This is a genomic window from Rodentibacter heidelbergensis, from assembly GCF_002000125.1.
Classification (GTDB): domain Bacteria; phylum Pseudomonadota; class Gammaproteobacteria; order Enterobacterales; family Pasteurellaceae; genus Rodentibacter; species Rodentibacter heidelbergensis.
This window is the reverse complement of sequence record NZ_MLHH01000005.1, coordinates 102,882-118,445: the sequence shown is the minus strand read 5'-3', so window position 1 is coordinate 118,445 and position 15,564 is coordinate 102,882. Positions and strand designations below refer to the sequence as shown.

The 15,564-nt window shown below is 42.0% G+C and carries 14 protein-coding genes; 2 read left to right on the top strand and 12 right to left on the bottom strand.

What is annotated here, in order from left to right:
- Nucleotides 1-3: 3 nt before the first annotated feature.
- From pyrG to BKK48_RS02750, 7 genes are all read right to left on the bottom strand, one after another.
- Nucleotides 4-1,638 (bottom strand): glutamine hydrolyzing CTP synthase, encoded by a 1,635-nt coding sequence (pyrG, locus tag BKK48_RS02780; protein WP_077426675.1) that lies wholly within the window; start codon nucleotides 1,636-1,638, stop codon nucleotides 4-6.
- A gap of 224 nt (nucleotides 1,639-1,862) precedes the next feature.
- Nucleotides 1,863-3,152, bottom strand: coding sequence for an L-fucose:H+ symporter permease (fucP, locus tag BKK48_RS02775; protein ID WP_077426674.1), 1,290 nt, complete (start codon nucleotides 3,150-3,152; stop codon nucleotides 1,863-1,865).
- Nucleotides 3,153-3,197: 45 nt separating this feature from the next.
- Nucleotides 3,198-3,845, bottom strand: a complete 648-nt coding sequence (gene fucA / locus BKK48_RS02770) for an L-fuculose-phosphate aldolase (RefSeq protein WP_077418143.1) — start codon at nucleotides 3,843-3,845, stop codon at nucleotides 3,198-3,200.
- Between the two features lie 20 nt (nucleotides 3,846-3,865).
- A complete protein-coding gene (fucU, locus tag BKK48_RS02765) occupies nucleotides 3,866-4,300 on the bottom strand; it encodes an L-fucose mutarotase (RefSeq protein ID WP_077426673.1) in 435 nt (144 codons plus the stop codon).
- A gap of 11 nt (nucleotides 4,301-4,311) precedes the next feature.
- Nucleotides 4,312-5,742, bottom strand: coding sequence for an L-fuculokinase (gene fucK, locus BKK48_RS02760; protein WP_077426672.1), 1,431 nt, complete (start codon nucleotides 5,740-5,742; stop codon nucleotides 4,312-4,314).
- A gap of 165 nt (nucleotides 5,743-5,907) precedes the next feature.
- A complete protein-coding gene (gene fucI / locus BKK48_RS02755; RefSeq protein ID WP_077426671.1) occupies nucleotides 5,908-7,677 on the bottom strand; it encodes an L-fucose isomerase in 1,770 nt (589 codons plus the stop codon).
- Between the two features lie 226 nt (nucleotides 7,678-7,903).
- Nucleotides 7,904-8,653, bottom strand: a complete 750-nt coding sequence (locus tag BKK48_RS02750) for a DeoR/GlpR family DNA-binding transcription regulator (protein WP_077426670.1) — start codon at nucleotides 8,651-8,653, stop codon at nucleotides 7,904-7,906.
- A 122-nt stretch (nucleotides 8,654-8,775) separates the two neighbouring features.
- Between BKK48_RS02750 and glmU the strand changes: the two genes are divergently transcribed.
- The gene (gene glmU, locus BKK48_RS02745; protein WP_077426669.1) at nucleotides 8,776-10,146 is read left to right on the top strand and encodes a bifunctional UDP-N-acetylglucosamine diphosphorylase/glucosamine-1-phosphate N-acetyltransferase GlmU; all 1,371 of its coding nucleotides are present in this window, start codon (nucleotides 8,776-8,778) and stop codon (nucleotides 10,144-10,146) included.
- A 112-nt stretch (nucleotides 10,147-10,258) separates the two neighbouring features.
- Here glmU and accC read toward each other — a convergent pair whose 3' ends face one another.
- The 5 genes from accC to menB form a co-directional block, all read right to left on the bottom strand.
- Nucleotides 10,259-11,605, bottom strand: a complete 1,347-nt coding sequence (gene accC, locus BKK48_RS02740; RefSeq protein WP_077414489.1) for an acetyl-CoA carboxylase biotin carboxylase subunit — start codon at nucleotides 11,603-11,605, stop codon at nucleotides 10,259-10,261.
- A 59-nt stretch (nucleotides 11,606-11,664) separates the two neighbouring features.
- Nucleotides 11,665-12,144 (bottom strand): acetyl-CoA carboxylase biotin carboxyl carrier protein, encoded by a 480-nt coding sequence (gene accB / locus BKK48_RS02735; RefSeq protein ID WP_077426668.1) that lies wholly within the window; start codon nucleotides 12,142-12,144, stop codon nucleotides 11,665-11,667.
- Between the two features lie 177 nt (nucleotides 12,145-12,321).
- Nucleotides 12,322-12,774 (bottom strand): type II 3-dehydroquinate dehydratase, encoded by a 453-nt coding sequence (gene aroQ / locus BKK48_RS02730; protein WP_077414485.1) that lies wholly within the window; start codon nucleotides 12,772-12,774, stop codon nucleotides 12,322-12,324.
- Nucleotides 12,775-12,831: 57 nt separating this feature from the next.
- On the bottom strand, nucleotides 12,832-13,824 hold the full coding sequence (gene menC / locus BKK48_RS02725; protein ID WP_077426667.1) for an o-succinylbenzoate synthase: 993 nt from the start codon (nucleotides 13,822-13,824) through the stop codon (nucleotides 12,832-12,834).
- Nucleotides 13,825-13,878: 54 nt separating this feature from the next.
- Nucleotides 13,879-14,736: a 1,4-dihydroxy-2-naphthoyl-CoA synthase gene (menB, locus tag BKK48_RS02720; RefSeq protein WP_077414480.1), complete on the bottom strand. Its 858-nt coding sequence runs from the start codon at nucleotides 14,734-14,736 to the stop codon at nucleotides 13,879-13,881.
- A 145-nt stretch (nucleotides 14,737-14,881) separates the two neighbouring features.
- Here menB and BKK48_RS02715 point away from each other — a divergent pair, with 145 nt between their 5' ends.
- Nucleotides 14,882-15,448 carry a DUF5358 domain-containing protein gene (locus tag BKK48_RS02715; protein WP_077426666.1) on the top strand — a complete coding sequence of 189 codons (567 nt, stop codon included), beginning with the start codon at nucleotides 14,882-14,884 and terminating at the stop codon, nucleotides 15,446-15,448.
- Nucleotides 15,449-15,564: the final 116 nt, after the last annotated feature.

Here is a 15,564-nt window from a genome sequence, read left to right as displayed (position 1 = left end):
TTTTTAAACCGATTTTTTATGATTATCGTAAGCCGCTTTTACAAAGCCTGCAAAGAGCGGATGTCCATCACGCGGTGTTGAGGTAAATTCCGGATGGAATTGACAGGCGACAAACCAAGGATGATTTGGTACTTCAATGATTTCCACTAATTTTTTATCCGCAGATAAACCGGTGACTTTCAATCCCGCTTTTTCAATTTGTGGCAGTAAAACATTATTCACCTCATAGCGGTGACGATGACGCTCTTCAATGGTTTCAGCGCCATATAACTCGCGTGCACGGCTTCCCTCGACCAAATGACATTGCTGCGCCCCCAAACGCATAGTGCCACCCAGATCAGATTGATCGGAACGGACTTCCGTATTACCGTCAGCATCTTGCCATTCCGTAATGAGTGCCACCACCGGCTGTTCGCAATGACGATCAAACTCGGAAGAATTGGCTTGGGCTAACCCTGCCACATTGCGGGCATATTCAATTAACGCTGTTTGCATCCCTAAACAAATCCCTAAATAAGGCACATTGTTCTCACGGGCATATTGTGCGGTACGAATTTTTCCTTCCACACCACGATAACCAAAACCACCCGGTACAAGGATCCCATCTACCCCTTGAAGCACCTCTACCCCTTTGGTTTCTACATCTTGCGAATCAATATATTTGATATTCACCGCTAAGCGGTTAGTTAATCCGGCGTGTTTCAATGCCTCATTGACCGATTTATAAGCATCTGGTAATTCCGTATATTTGCCCACCATACCAATGGTCACTTCCCCCACCGGATTGGCTTGTTTATAAAGCACTTGTTCCCATTCGGAAAGATCTGCCTCTTGGCAATTTAATCGAAAACGATCACAAACAAACTCATCCAAGCCTTGCGATTTCAATAATGCCGGAATTTGATAGATAGAATTCACATCTTTTAATGAAATTACCGCACGTTCCGGCACATTACAAAACAGTGCAATTTTCGCCCGTTCATTTGGCGGAATCATTCTATCAGAACGACAAATCAACACATCAGGCTGAATACCAATGGAAAGTAATTCTTTAACCGAATGTTGGGTCGGCTTGGTTTTAACTTCACCGGCTGTTGGAATGTAAGGCACAAGCGTTAAATGCATAAATAGCGTATGTTCACGCCCCACTTGCACCGCAAGCTGACGCAGGGCCTCCAAGAACGGTAAAGACTCAATATCCCCTACGGTTCCGCCCACTTCCACGATCACCACATCATGGCCTTGCGCCCCGGCAATCACACGATCTTTAATCTCATTAGTAATATGCGGAATCACTTGAATGGTTGCACCAAGGTAATCACCACGGCGTTCTTTGCGTAATACTTCCGAATAAATTTTACCGGTGGTGAAATTATTCCGTTTCGTCATTTTTGTACGAATGAAACGCTCATAATGACCTAAATCCAAATCGGTTTCCGCACCGTCTTGTGTTACAAACACTTCACCGTGTTGAGTCGGGCTCATCGTCCCCGGATCCACATTGATATAGGGATCAAGTTTCATAATCGTAACGTTTAAACCGCGTGCTTCTAAAATTGCCGCCAATGATGCCGCTGCAATACCTTTACCGAGCGATGAAACCACACCGCCTGTGACGAAAATATAATTTGTAGCCATAGGAAACCTATTTTTGTTGGGATAGAAATGATGATAGCTAATCATCTTACGAGACATTTCACAAAAGTGCGGTCAAAAATTGAAGAAGATTAGCTACTAAAGACGGGACGGTAGTTTACCTTATTTATGGCGTTAACTCAACGGGAATAGCGGAATTAAAAGCAAAGCTTATCCACCAAATTTATAAAAAAATGACCGCACTTTAAAGCGCGGCCATTTTACCTCTATTTAAGAATTTTCCATGTTCTAAACCCGTAGATAGCAATAACGACGAAGCATATTAAAGGCAAGATGAAAGAGAAGTTCACTGCAGGGAGTCCCATGACTTCACCCTGATCAATAATCATCCCTTGCAATGGTGGCATTAACGCCCCACCGACAATCGCCATAACCAAACCTGCCGCACCAATAGTCGATTCTTCTTTTAACCCATTAAGTGCAATACCATAAATGGTTGGGAACATCAGTGACATAAAACCGGAGGTTAAAATTAAACAATACAATCCTCCCACCCCATCAATGAAAATGACGCCAAGAATGCTAAAGAAACCGCCGATAGCAAAGAGCATTAACATAAATTCAGATTTGAGATATTTCATAAGACTGGTACTAATAAAACGGCTAGCGATAAAAATTCCCATCGCAATGATGTTGAAATTTTGACCTTCTGCCTTAGTAAACCCTAAACGTTCTGCATATTGAACAATAAACGTCCAACACATAATTTGCACGCCAACGTAAAATACTTGTGCAATCACGCCCTCACGATATTTAGGTATCTGTATTAAACGACTGACTGCTTCTTTAAACGAAATACGATTATTGCCTTCTTCCACTCGTACTTTCGGCATTTTGTAAAGACCAATAATAATCAGTACTGCAACCACCACAAAGCCTAATACAATATAGGGATCACGAATTTCCGCTAAATCATGAGTACGAATCCCCATTTTTTCCGCTTCAGATAACGTATTGAAAATGAGATTACCTGATGCATCACGCTTATCTGACTCCAAATTGGTTAATACCAACTGAGAGGCCACAAACATCCCTGTGATAGAACCCAAAGGGTTAAAAGACTGAGCAAAATTCAAGCGACGTGTGGCAGTTTGTGGATCACCCATTGCAAGAATATAAGGGTTTGCCGTGGTTTCTAAAAAAGCCAAACCAAAGGTTAAAATATAAAGTGAAATTAAGAAAAAATTAAATTCTTCATATTTTGCTGCCGGCCAGAATAAAAAAGCGCCGATAGCATAAAGAATAAGACCAAGCATAATGCCTGCTTTATAACTATATCGGCTAGCAAAAATCGCCGCAGGAATCGCCATCGTCCCATAACCACCGTAAAATGCAAATTGCACTAAGGCCGCTTCGGAGGCGGGTATTTCCATCACTGTTTGGAATACCGCCACCATTGGATTGGTAATATCATTGGCAAATCCCCATAACGCAAATAAGCTCGTGATTAAAATAAAGGGGACAATGAATTTCTTTTCTAATACTTTGGCACTCATAATATTTTCCTTATATTAATTAGTAGAGAAGCACACAAAGAATCACTATTCTTCAATGCGTAATCCATAGGTATGGAATTTTCCTAATACCACTTGCATTTGCTCATGACTCAAAAGTGGAATATCCAAACCGGTGGCAAGCAACTTCAAATACCAAGAAGCCAATACCTCAACCTCTTGTGCCAGCCACAATGCTTTATCAAGATTTTCACCACAAGCGATTAAGCCATGGTGCGCCAGTAAAATTGCCTTACTTTTCTTAATTCCCTCAGAAACGTAAGAGGCAAGCTCATAGGTTCCAAATGTTGCGTAAGGCACACAAGGAATATGATCACTTCCTCCCACCGCAACCATGTAGTGAATAGCCGGAATAGGTTTTTCAAGAATGGATAACCCGGCACAATGAAGAGAATGATTATGAACAACCGCATTGGCCTCTGCACGAGCTTGATAGACTGCTAAATGAAATTGCCATTCACTGGAAGGCAGTTTTCCCTCTTCATGTTTACCTTGACTATCAACATAAACAATATCGTCCGGTGTAATTAAATGATAGGGCATACCGGTGGGGGTAATCAGCATACCTTCTTTATAACGCACACTGACATTTCCTGCAGTCCCTTGATTTAACCCCAATCGGGTCATTTCAAGGCAGGTATCGATAATTTTCTGTGAAAGTGTTTTTCTATTCATTTTTAAGACCTCTAAATTTGTTATAAAACCGGGGTAACCCCTTTTTTGATAATGATATTGCCGTATTTTGCAGTTTCGCCACTCATCACCACAGCATAGGCATGTTTTGTTCGCTCATAGAAATCAAAGCGGTCAATACGTTCAAGATTCGGCACAAAATCGACCGCACTTTGAATGGCCTCTAAATAGCGTTTTTCTACTTCAGGATCTAAACTATCGCCTTGTACTGCCTGCATCATCACAAGCGGTGCAGTCACATAAGCATCAAATTCAAACAATGGCGCAATCCCTTTTAATAAAGTCGCAATGGCAATCCCATCAGCTCTCACAACATGATGATGAAGCGAATGAGCAGGAAAATGCGCGTCAGCAAGGACAAGTTCATCACCATGTCCCATTTCAGCAAGAATTTTGAGTAATTCAGGAGAAATTGCCGGATGAATACCTTTTAACATTAAGATGACTCCTATTCGTTGTTTACAAAATTAAATCGTGGGTAAATTCGTTTGCGTTGCGGTTGCATCGCCTTTTGTGCCATTTCTTCATTGTCGTACACACCAACACCGACAAAAGTAAACATTGCCGCACCTAAAACGGTTGCTTCTGCGACATCAACCACATCAATCGGTAACCCTAAAACATCGGCACGAATTTGATTCCATAATGGATTTTTTGATCCACCACCAACACAAAGCAAACTCTCTGCTTTAAAATGACTCACCTGTTGTAGCACAGCCAATCCCTGTTTAAGCTGATTCGCCATGTAATAAAGCGCTGCACGATAGATCTCGCCACGAGAGGTAAACATAGAAAGCCCCTCTATCCGTCCTTGTCCGAGTTGATTAAAAACGCCCTGAAAATCGACCGCACTTTTACTCTCCTCGGCAGCCATAGCTTCTGTAATCATCGTTGAATAATAGCGATCAGTGCCATATACATCTGCAAATAACAGTTTTCCAAGCCATTCCATAATGCCGGAACCCACCCATTGCACTGCGGGGTTGAAGCAATTCCGTTGAACATCGAATTCTGTCGTCAGCCCTTGTGAAACAAAATCAAATTGTGGCTGTGCATATTGCGTACGAGCCATCAAAATTTCCCAAGTACCGGAACTAAGCACGGGTTGATTCAATCCTGCCCCTGAACCAAACACGGCAAATTGTGTGTCGTGTCCACAAGCGATTACCGGAATACGCTTTAGCCCCCACTTCATAGCAAGTGAAGGCATAAGATCACCTACTTTTTCACCCGCATAGCGCATTGGTGGAAAATGGGATGAGGTAAGCCCAAGCCATTGCAAAATATCTTCATCCCAATCACCGGTAGCGAGATTTGTCATCATTGATGTCCCCGCCATGGTGTGATCGGTGCTCCATTCCCCCGTTAAACGTTGAGTTAGCATGGAAGAAATGAACACGAATTTATCCATTTTTTGGAAAATTTCCGGTTCATATTCTTTTAACCAAAGCAACTTGAATAAAGTATTAAAACTGTATTGTCCGATGCCATTACGTTGATAAAGCGCTTTAACATCTAACAACTTATCTAATTTTTCCATTACCGGAAGTGTGCGTGGACACTTCCAAGAAATAATCGGATAAAGTTGCTGCCCATGGCGATCAAAAGGAGCCCCATCTACCCCAAATGTCGTCACAGAAATACCAACAATCTCTGCTAAATCAATATGTTTCTCTCTTAATTGTGCAATAGTTAGATCCGCACAATGAGATAATTTCTGCCAGATTTCTTCAAAATCCCAAATATGATAATCAGCGAATTTGATATCCGGTTGGGTATTGTTCGCCATATGATGGGAGGCCAAAATTTCACCCTTATCGCTCATCGCAATAGTACGCAAATTGGTTGCACCGCAATCAAAGATCAGCACGATAGGCATAAAAACTCCCCCTAAAATTGAGAAAAAGTGCGGCTGAAAAAGACATCGATTTTTACTTATAAATCACTAAAGTGATTTATTCGGTCCTTTGGATTTTATAACCGCACTTCAATATGGGTGTTGATTGAAATGGTGGCACACACAAAAAAGTATGTGCCATTGCGATTATTTATAAAGTGGACCGAAGTTTTGACAAGCTCGATAATCCTGACCTTCTTTATCTTGACCAAACCCATTCCAAGCACTTGGTCGGAAGATATTGCGTTCTTCAACGTTATGCATACAAACCGGAATGCGTAGCATAGAGGCCAGTGTGATAAGATCCGCACCAACGTGCCCATAAGTGGCAACACAGTGGTTCGCTCCCCAATTAGCCATTACGGAATAGACATCAGTGAATGCCCCTTTACCGGTTAAACGAGGTACAAACCAAGTGGTCGGCCAAGTTTCATTAGTACGTTTGTTGAGAATATCGTGTACCTGTTCAGGCAAATCGATTGACCAGCCTTCTGCAATTTGCAATACCGGCCCTAAGCCTTTGATAAGATTAATACGATGCATGGTAAACGGCATACCACCCTGCGTTAAAAACTGAGAAGATAAACCACCGCCACGGAAATATTCGTGTACCGCTGGACACCAACGAGTGTGCGCTAGGCAACGTTTTCCGTCCTCTTCAGTCACTTCCCAAGCCGGTTTAATGGTTGGGTTACCATTTGCATCTTTATGTTGACCTGTACCATCAAGTGCAGCAGAACCGGAATTAATTAAATGGATAAAGCCACTTTCCGGTTTCCAACCCGTCACACGCTCAACGGATTCAGGGCTCCAATAAGTGCGTACATCAGCAAACACTTGAGCCTGCCCGGTCAACTGATGGCCGAACAACATACACACGGCATTTAAACTGTCATTTTCGGTGGCCAAAATATAAGGTGGGCGAACACCATTCCAATCATAGGTAGAATTGAGTATGGCCTCCATAAAATCGCCGTTTGGTAAATGATCCGTCCAATGACGCTGACCTTGGAACCCTGCAGCAATGGCATTATGCCCTAAGGCTTCTTCAGCAAAATTCAATTTCGCCAGTTTTGGATTCCCTACCATCAAGTCACGGGTAATAATGCTCATTTTCACTACATTTTCCCAAAGTTCGGCCCGCTCTTCCGGTGTACGTTGGTTTTCCTGGCTGTTTACATCAATACCCTCTTGGCAATATTGTTTTACCCAAGAAAGGGCTAAATCCACTTCTTCTTGATCGTAGATTTTGCGATCTAAACGGCGTTTGATTTCCGTCATATCCACATATTCGTTACGCATACCAAGGTATTCTTGGAAAAATTGTTGGTTCACAATGGAGCCTGCGATCCCCATAGAAACAGAACCAATAGATAAATAGGATTTTCCTCGAAGAGTAGCAACAGTAAGACCGGCACGGGCAAAACGTAACAGTTTTTCTTTTACATCTTCCGGGATATTTGTATCATTGGCTTCTTGCACTTCGGTTCCATAAATTGAGAAGGCAGGCAAACCTAATTGAGAATGGCCGGCTAATGCAGCAGCAAGGTAAACCGCGCCAGGACGTTCCGTACCGTTAAAACCCCAAATCGCTTTCGGCATATGCGGATCCATATCAATCGTTTCAGAGCCGTAACACCAACAAGGGGTGACCGTAATCGTTAATCCAACATTTTCACGTTTGAATTTATCCGCACAAGCTGCTGCTTCAGCCACCCCACCAATACAGCTATCGGCAATCACACATTCAACAAAAGAACCGTCTGTATAGTGAATATGGGTTTGCAATAAATCGACAACAGATTTCGCCATACGCATGGTTTGATCTTCTAATGATTCTCGTACCCCCATACGGCGACCGTCAATGGTCGGGCGGATACCGATTTTAATACGATTAGTTTGAGTGAAAGATGTCATAATCGTGTTTCTCCTATCATTTTTAGTTCATATTGAAATCCCAGATAAGCGATTTATCTGCTTAACTTGAAATTATTTTTGAATAAAAAAATAGAAGAAGATAGAAGGGAAAGACCGTTAATTTCAAATTTGTGAAAAGGATCACAATAATCGGTCATTTTTAAAGAAAAATAATGCCCGTTTCTTACTTAAATTTTCAAAAATCGGGCAATTCGGTCATTATTTATTATAAAACGGTCACAATATCGTTTTTTTCACAATAGGTTTGGAGCGTTTCCGACAAATCGGTATCACTAAAAAGAGTATTAATTTTGCTCAATTCCGTTAATTGTATGAGGCTTTTTTTCTCAAATTTAGAATGATCCGCCAAAAGGTAAGCCTGTTCTGAGGCCTCCATCATTTTACGCTTCAAAGAGGCATTTAATTCATTGGATTCCCAAATATTTCCTTGATTATCAATACCGGAACAGGAAAAAATAGAAAAGTTAATATGCAGACGTTGTAATAAATATTCTGATAATGGACCGTAAAATGCTTCATACTTTGATGAATAAACCCCTCCGGTCACAATAGTTTTGATGTTGGGTTTATCAACCAATGCATTGATATTAAGCATAGAATTCGTCACAACAGTGCAAGGAATATCCGGCATTAAATGTGCGAAATACCAACTTGTAGAACTCGCATCTAATCCAATCACTGCATTTTCATAAAGCAATTCAAGGGCATTTTTAGCAATGTATCGCTTTGCCGTTGCATTGATATATCGCCGAGCCTGAAAAAAGGATCCAAGATCTGTCGTTTTATTACTTATCGCTCCACCATGTGTACGATAAAGTAATCCTTGTTTCTCAAGTCGATTAAGGTCACGTCGAACGGTTTCAACAGATATTTCACATTTTTCAGCCAATTCAGTTACACTGGCTTTTCCTTGCGAATTAACCCATTGTAGGATCATCTCATCTCTATTACGCATATCCCCCCCAACCGTTCAAAATTGTTTCATTATAGAATGTTTTAAGAAAAGATAAACAGCTTATCATCTCAGAATTTCTAAGCTAAAATACCGCCAATTTTTGATAATAAGAGATATTTTTTATGACAAATAAAACAATAAGTGCGGTCATTTTAGCGGCAGGAAAAGGCACTCGGATGTATTCTGATTTACCAAAGGTGTTGCATAAGGTAGCGGGTAAACCGATGGTAAAACATGTTATTGATACGGCTCATTCTCTGGGGGCTGAAAATGTGCATTTGATTTACGGACATGGCGGTGAATTAATGCGTGAACATCTTGCCGATGAAAAAGTCAATTGGGTCTTGCAAACCGAACAGCTTGGCACAGCACATGCGGTGCAACAGGCCGCACCTTTTTTTAAGGATAATGAGAATATTGTCGTACTTTACGGTGATGCCCCGCTGATTACAAAGGAAACCTTAGAAAAGCTCATTGCAGCAAAACCTGAAAAGGGTATTGCATTACTTACGGTGAAGTTAGATAACCCAACAGGTTATGGCCGTATTATTCGTGAAAATGGCCGTGTCATCGCTATCGTTGAGCAAAAAGATGCCAATGCAGAACAATTGAACATTCAGGAAGTGAATACCGGCGTAATGGTTTCCGATGGGGCCAGTTTCAAAAAATGGCTTGCCCGGGTGGGTAATAATAATGCTCAAGGTGAATATTATTTGACCGATTTAATTGCCCTTGCCAACCAAGATGGTTGCCAAGTTGTTGCGGTGCAGGCAACGGATATGATGGAAGTAGAAGGGGCAAACAATCGCATGCAATTAAGTGCGCTTGAACGCTATTATCAACGTAAACAGGCGGAACGTTTATTATTAGCCGGCGTGATGTTGGCCGATCCTGATCGTTTTGATTTACGCGGTTCCCTTGAGCATGGTAAAGATGTAGAAATTGATACCAATGTGATTATTGAGGGAGATGTGCGCTTAGGAAATCGGGTGAAAATAGGAACAGGCTGTGTATTAAAAAACGTTGTGATTGCCGATGATGTGGAAGTGAAGCCTTATTCTGTGTTAGAAGATACCAGCATTGGCGAAAAGGCCGCAATTGGGCCGTTCTCCCGTTTACGCCCGGGTACAGAATTGGCCGCAGAAACCCATGTGGGTAACTTTGTGGAAATCAAAAAATCCCTTGTCGGTAAAGGCTCAAAAGTCAACCACCTAACCTATGTAGGCGACAGTGAAATCGGGGCAAATTGCAATATCGGTGCGGGGGTGATTACCTGTAATTATGACGGCGCCAATAAATTTAAAACCATTATTGGTGATAATGTCTTCGTAGGTTCGGATACGCAATTAGTCGCCCCAGTCACCGTTGAAGACGGCGCAACTATCGGTGCTGGCTCAACGATTACACGCCATGTGGGAAAAGACGAATTGGTGATTACCCGAGTGCCACAACGTCATATTCAAAATTGGCAACGCCCGGTGAAAAAGAAATAAGTGATAAATCCCACACTATGTGGGATTTTTTTATGAAAAGTGCGGTTGATTTTCCGCTTATTTTTATACTTTGATATCTCGATAAAAAAGCTCACTTTCGTGAGCCTTTTTATTAATCATGTAACCCTAATTTTTTCTCAAGGTAGTGGATGTTGGTGCCGCCTTTTTGGAAGTTTTCATCTTCCAAAATCATTTCATGCAATGGAATATTGGTTTTAATGCCTTCAATAATGGTTTCCGCCAAGGCATTTTGCATACGGCGGATTGCCACATCTCGGGTATCACCGTAAGTGATCAATTTAGCAATCATGGAATCATAGTGCGGAGGCACGGAATAACCGCCATAAATATGGGAATCCCAACGCACACCAAAACCGCCCGGTGAATGTAAGTGATTGACTTTACCCGGTGATGGCAAGAAAGATGTTGGATCTTCTGCATTGATACGGCATTCAATGGCATGACCTTTCACTTTAATATCTTCCTGTTTGAAAGAAAGCGGTAAGCCTGCCGCAATACGGAGTTGCTCTTTCACCAAATCCACACCGGTAATCATTTCTGTCACCGGGTGTTCTACTTGGATACGGGTATTCATTTCGATGAAATAAAACTCGCCGTTTTCATATAAAAACTCGAATGTACCTGCACCACGATAGCCGATTTCTACACAGGCATTGGCACAACGAGAACCGATATCACGGCGTAGTTCTTCAGTAATTCCCGGTGCTGGGGCTTCTTCCACCACTTTTTGATGGCGACGTTGCATTGAGCAATCACGTTCTGCCAAATACACCGCATTACCGTGCGTATCCGCCAATACTTGAATTTCCACATGGCGTGGATTTTCTAAGTATTTTTCCATATACACCATATCATTATTAAAGGCTGCTTTCGCTTCAGCTTTGGTCATCGCAATTGACTCTTCTAGCGCCTCTTCGTTACGCACAACACGCATACCACGACCACCGCCGCCACCAGAAGCTTTAATAATAATTGGATAACCGATACGTTTTGCGATTTCTTTATTTTTGGCAATATCGTTGCCAACCGGGCCGTCAGACCCCGGCACACAAGGCACGCCGGCTTTTTTCATGGCTTTAATCGCCGAAACCTTATCGCCCATTAAACGAATTACATCTGCGGTAGGGCCAATAAAAGTAAAGCCTGAGCGTTCAACTTGTTCTGCGAAATCGGCATTTTCAGATAAAAAACCATATCCCGGATGAATCGCATCTGCCCCGGTGACCTCTGCTGCAGCAATAATAGCCGGAATATTGAGATAGCTTTTTGCAGAAGGCGGAGGCCCAATACAAACGGTTTCATCCGCCAATAAAACGTGTTTTAATTCACGGTCGGCAGTGGAATGGACAGCAACGGTTTTGATGCCTAATTCTTTACATGCACGCAAAATGCGTAATGCAATTTCACCACGGTTGGCAATGACAACTTTTTCTAACATAAGAATTCCATTTGTTAAAAAATGGCAAGTCTCCCCGCCATTTTAGATAATTGATAAGATTATTCGATAACGATTAATGGTTCGTCAAATTCAACCGGTTCGCCATCATTCACAAGAATGGCTTTGATGACGCCCGCTTTATCCGCTTCGATACGGTTCATCATTTTCATCGCTTCAACGATACAAAGCGCATCACCCACTTTTACGGTTTGCCCCACTTCAACAAAGGCTTTTGCTTCCGGGCTTGGGCTACGGTAGAAAGTTCCCACCATTGGTGAGCGAACAATATGACCGGATAATTCATCGGTAGTCGGAGCCGGGGCTGAAGCCGGTGCAGCACTTGGTGCAGGGGCTGCCACCGCAGCCGGAGCAGATACCGGTGCGACTGCAATCGGTGCGGAATATTGTGCCGCAACAGGCGCTACCGCAGGGGCTGCACGGCTAATGCGTACCGTGCCCTCTTCCTCTTGAACTTCTAATTCGGTGATACCGGATTCTTCAACTAATTCGATAAGCTTTTTGATTTTACGAATGTCCATATGTTCTTCCTAAAATAATAAAATTCTTAACCGCACTTTTATGACAATGCACAGTATTACCTCGCCAATACACAAAAGTGTAGTTAGTGATAAACGGATTTTTAATCGGGCAAAGATTACCCTAAATTGAACTAAATTGCGATAAAATTCTATAAATTTCGCCAAAATAGCTATTTTTTATTGTTTTTTTGATAAGAAATCTAAAGCGAATAAAAAGGCAAATTCATAGCCTTTTGCGCCTAATCCGCAAATCACGCCCTCTGCCACATCACTAAAATAAGAATGATGACGAAACGGCTCACGTTTGTGTACGTTCGACAAATGAATTTCCACAAAAGGGATTGAAACCGCCAATAAGGCATCACGCAATGCCACGCTTGTGTGCGTATAAGCGGCAGGATTGATTAAAATAAAATCGGTTTTTTGGAAACTTTGATGAATTTTCTCGATCAACTTTTCTTCACTATTGGCCTGAAAACATTCCAATTCAATATTGTGCTGTACGGCTAATTCTTTTAGCTTCGTTTCAATATCAGCCAGTGATAAACGGCCATAGTGTTTTGGCTCACGCGCCCCTAACATATTTAAGTTCGGGCCATTTAGCAGCAAAATTCGGGATTTTGGCGACATATTCTCTTCCTTTTAAGGTTGGGCATTATACTGATTTTTCCATCATCGCTGGTCGTATCAGATAATTTTTTTAATCCATTGTGAATCCAAATCAATGAGCGGTAAGGTTGATCCTTGCCAAGAACGCAACACTTGGTAATCCATTAAATCCAGTGTATCTAACCCCGGTGTGATATTGGGGGTATATTGTTGGGCAATTCGAGCCAGTTGGGTTAACCCTAAGCTACTTTCAATACTGGAGCTTATTACCGCTTTTAAACCTAAAGTATGGGCTTGCTTGATAAGTTCAATACAATGCTCAAGAGAGCCGATTAATGTTGGTTTAATTACAATGGCTGCCAAGTACGGTTCTTTTTTAAGCTGAAAATCGCTTTCTCGTAAGGATTCATCCCAAGCAATGGCAATGCCGCTTTGAGCAGCAAATTCACGACTTAATTCAGGTGTTTTGCAAGGTTCTTCCAAAAATTGAATTCGGCTACGGTGTTCAGGTTTGATTTTCGAAGCAAACAACAAGGCTTTCTCAAGCGTCCAACGGCGATTGGTATCAAGGCGTAATTGCAATTCAGGGATAGCCTCTAAAAACATATCTGCAATCAATCCATCCCGGTTGGCTTCATACAGCCCCACTTTGATTTTGGCCACTTTTTCACCCGGGAGATTAGCTAATTCGGCATAAAGTTCATCAGGATCGCCATAACACAAGGGCGCTGCATGATAATTTCCCTCTGCATTGAGTTTGCCTTTTAACTCTGCTAAAGCACAACTCAGCCCAAATGCAACGGAAGGATAAAGCCCCTCAAATGATAACTTCTCACCACGGGAACGTGCCTCATTCCAATCGGCAAGCCATTGTATTGTTTGTTCTTCCGCTATTTCTAAAGATTCTTCACTGAACCCCGGCAAAGGGGCAATTTCCCCCCAGCCTTCATTATCTTGGCATTGAATTTGTACCAACAATCCCTCACGGCGTTTTAAAAACCGATCTCGCAAAATCAGTTGGCTATCAACAGGAATGGAATAACGATAAAGATGATATTGTCGAATTGTCATCACATTTACCTACAAAAAGTGCGGTTGAAATTCACCGCACTTTTACTTGAATGATTAAGGATTGCGTCTAAACTTACTGAAATCCGGTGCCCGTTTTTCATTGAAAGCATTGCGCCCTTCTTGGCCTTCTTCTGTCATATAGAACAACATAGTAGCGTTACCCGCCAATTCTTGAAGACCGGATTGACCGTCACAGTCTGCATTTAATGCCGCTTTCAAACAACGTAATGCAATCGGGCTGTTACGCAACATTTCACGACACCAACGTACCGTTTCTTTTTCAAGATCGGCATAAGGCACTACGGTGTTCACTAAGCCCATATCCAAGGCTTCTTGTGCATTATATTGACGACATAAAAACCAAATCTCACGGGCTTTTTTCTGACCGACTAAACGGGCCATATAGCTTGCTCCCCAGCCGCCATCAAAAGACCCCACTTTCGGCCCGGTTTGACCGAAAATAGCATTATCTGCCGCAATGGTTAAATCGCATAACATATGTAATACATGACCGCCACCAATGGCATAACCTGCCACCATGGCAACCACCGGTTTCGGGCAAGTCCGAATATCCCGTTGGAAATCCAACACATTTAAGTGATGTACGCCACTTTCATCTTTATAGCCGCCGTAATCCCCACGAATTTTCTGATCGCCTCCGGAACAGAACGCTTTTTCACCTTCACCGGTTAAAACAATGACCCCGATTTTTTCATCAAAACGAGCATTAGAAAAGGCATGAATCATTTCTTTAACGGTTTGTGGACGGAAAGCATTACGCACTTCAGGACGGTTAATAGTGATTTTGGCGATCCCATCAGTGGATTTGTGATAGCGAATGTCCGTATAACCCTCGCTATGGTCAACCCATTCAACGGGCGCATAAAGTACATCATCTTTTGGATTTTGCATGAATATTCCTTTTAATTAACGAAAAGTACGGTCATTATAGCGGAAGTTTTTCCAATCGGGAAAATGAAAATTTATCTCAACCTTTATCTATCCGGTGCTTATTGCTAGAATTTGGTCTTTATCAATCCCTTAACCCAAACCCAAAATGAAATTGATTGTTACATTTGCCACCATATTACTTCTCAGTGCGTGCAATTTTTCCACCCCATCACAATCCCCTATTCCGGCGGAATTTGCCGGGGCAGATTATCAACTTTCCGATAAACAAGCCAAACAATGGGCGATGGCCAGCAAACAGGCAGAACAATGTATTTACCCGCATCTTACCCGTATTCAGCAAGCACATTTTGCAAAAGAAGATCGCTATATCCATTCCCAATATGTTTTTTTCTATCCATTGGAAAACCTCATTGGCGAAGACTATGTGAAGATCATCCAACAAGATGAAAAATCCATGAATTATGCCACTTATCAATTTAAAAAATTCCGTACCGCCGTGCTAGACGTAGAACCCCTATCCCCTCAACAATGCCAAATTTTACGCACCCAAGCCCGTGATGATTTAGAAGTCGTGAAAGGTCAATATAAAAACGGTATGGTGGATAAATCAAAGGACGAAGAAAGCAACACAAAAAATAGCGATGGCGTGGCAACCAATCAAAATAAATTCTTTTTTGACATTATAAAATGGGGTTCGGCACTGTTGTTATAATCGCAATCAAACGCAATGAAATACCACAAAGGAAAATCATTCCACAGGTTTTTGGCAACAAAAAATAAGAGAAATAAAAAGTGTTACCTAGATCAAATTTTCACTAAATAAGCCTT

Bases quoted from the DNA above. Each gene is read 5' to 3' on its own strand.
- pyrG (WP_077426675.1), bottom strand. From the start codon at position 1,638: ATGGCTACAAATTATATTTTCGTCACAGGCGGTGTGGTTTCATCGCTC.
- fucP (WP_077426674.1), bottom strand. From the start codon at position 3,152: ATGAGTGCCAAAGTATTAGAAAAGAAATTCATTGTCCCCTTTATTTTA.
- fucA (WP_077418143.1), bottom strand. From the start codon at position 3,845: ATGAATAGAAAAACACTTTCACAGAAAATTATCGATACCTGCCTTGAA.
- fucU (WP_077426673.1), bottom strand. From the start codon at position 4,300: ATGTTAAAAGGTATTCATCCGGCAATTTCTCCTGAATTACTCAAAATT.
- fucK (WP_077426672.1), bottom strand. From the start codon at position 5,742: ATGCCTATCGTGCTGATCTTTGATTGCGGTGCAACCAATTTGCGTACT.
- fucI (WP_077426671.1), bottom strand. From the start codon at position 7,677: ATGACATCTTTCACTCAAACTAATCGTATTAAAATCGGTATCCGCCCG.
- BKK48_RS02750 (WP_077426670.1), bottom strand. From the start codon at position 8,653: ATGCGTAATAGAGATGAGATGATCCTACAATGGGTTAATTCGCAAGGA.
- glmU (WP_077426669.1), top strand. From the start codon at position 8,776: ATGACAAATAAAACAATAAGTGCGGTCATTTTAGCGGCAGGAAAAGGC.
- accC (WP_077414489.1), bottom strand. From the start codon at position 11,605: ATGTTAGAAAAAGTTGTCATTGCCAACCGTGGTGAAATTGCATTACGC.
- accB (WP_077426668.1), bottom strand. From the start codon at position 12,144: ATGGACATTCGTAAAATCAAAAAGCTTATCGAATTAGTTGAAGAATCC.
- aroQ (WP_077414485.1), bottom strand. From the start codon at position 12,774: ATGTCGCCAAAATCCCGAATTTTGCTGCTAAATGGCCCGAACTTAAAT.
- menC (WP_077426667.1), bottom strand. From the start codon at position 13,824: ATGACAATTCGACAATATCATCTTTATCGTTATTCCATTCCTGTTGAT.
- menB (WP_077414480.1), bottom strand. From the start codon at position 14,736: ATGCAAAATCCAAAAGATGATGTACTTTATGCGCCCGTTGAATGGGTT.
- BKK48_RS02715 (WP_077426666.1), top strand. From the start codon at position 14,882: ATGAAATTGATTGTTACATTTGCCACCATATTACTTCTCAGTGCGTGC.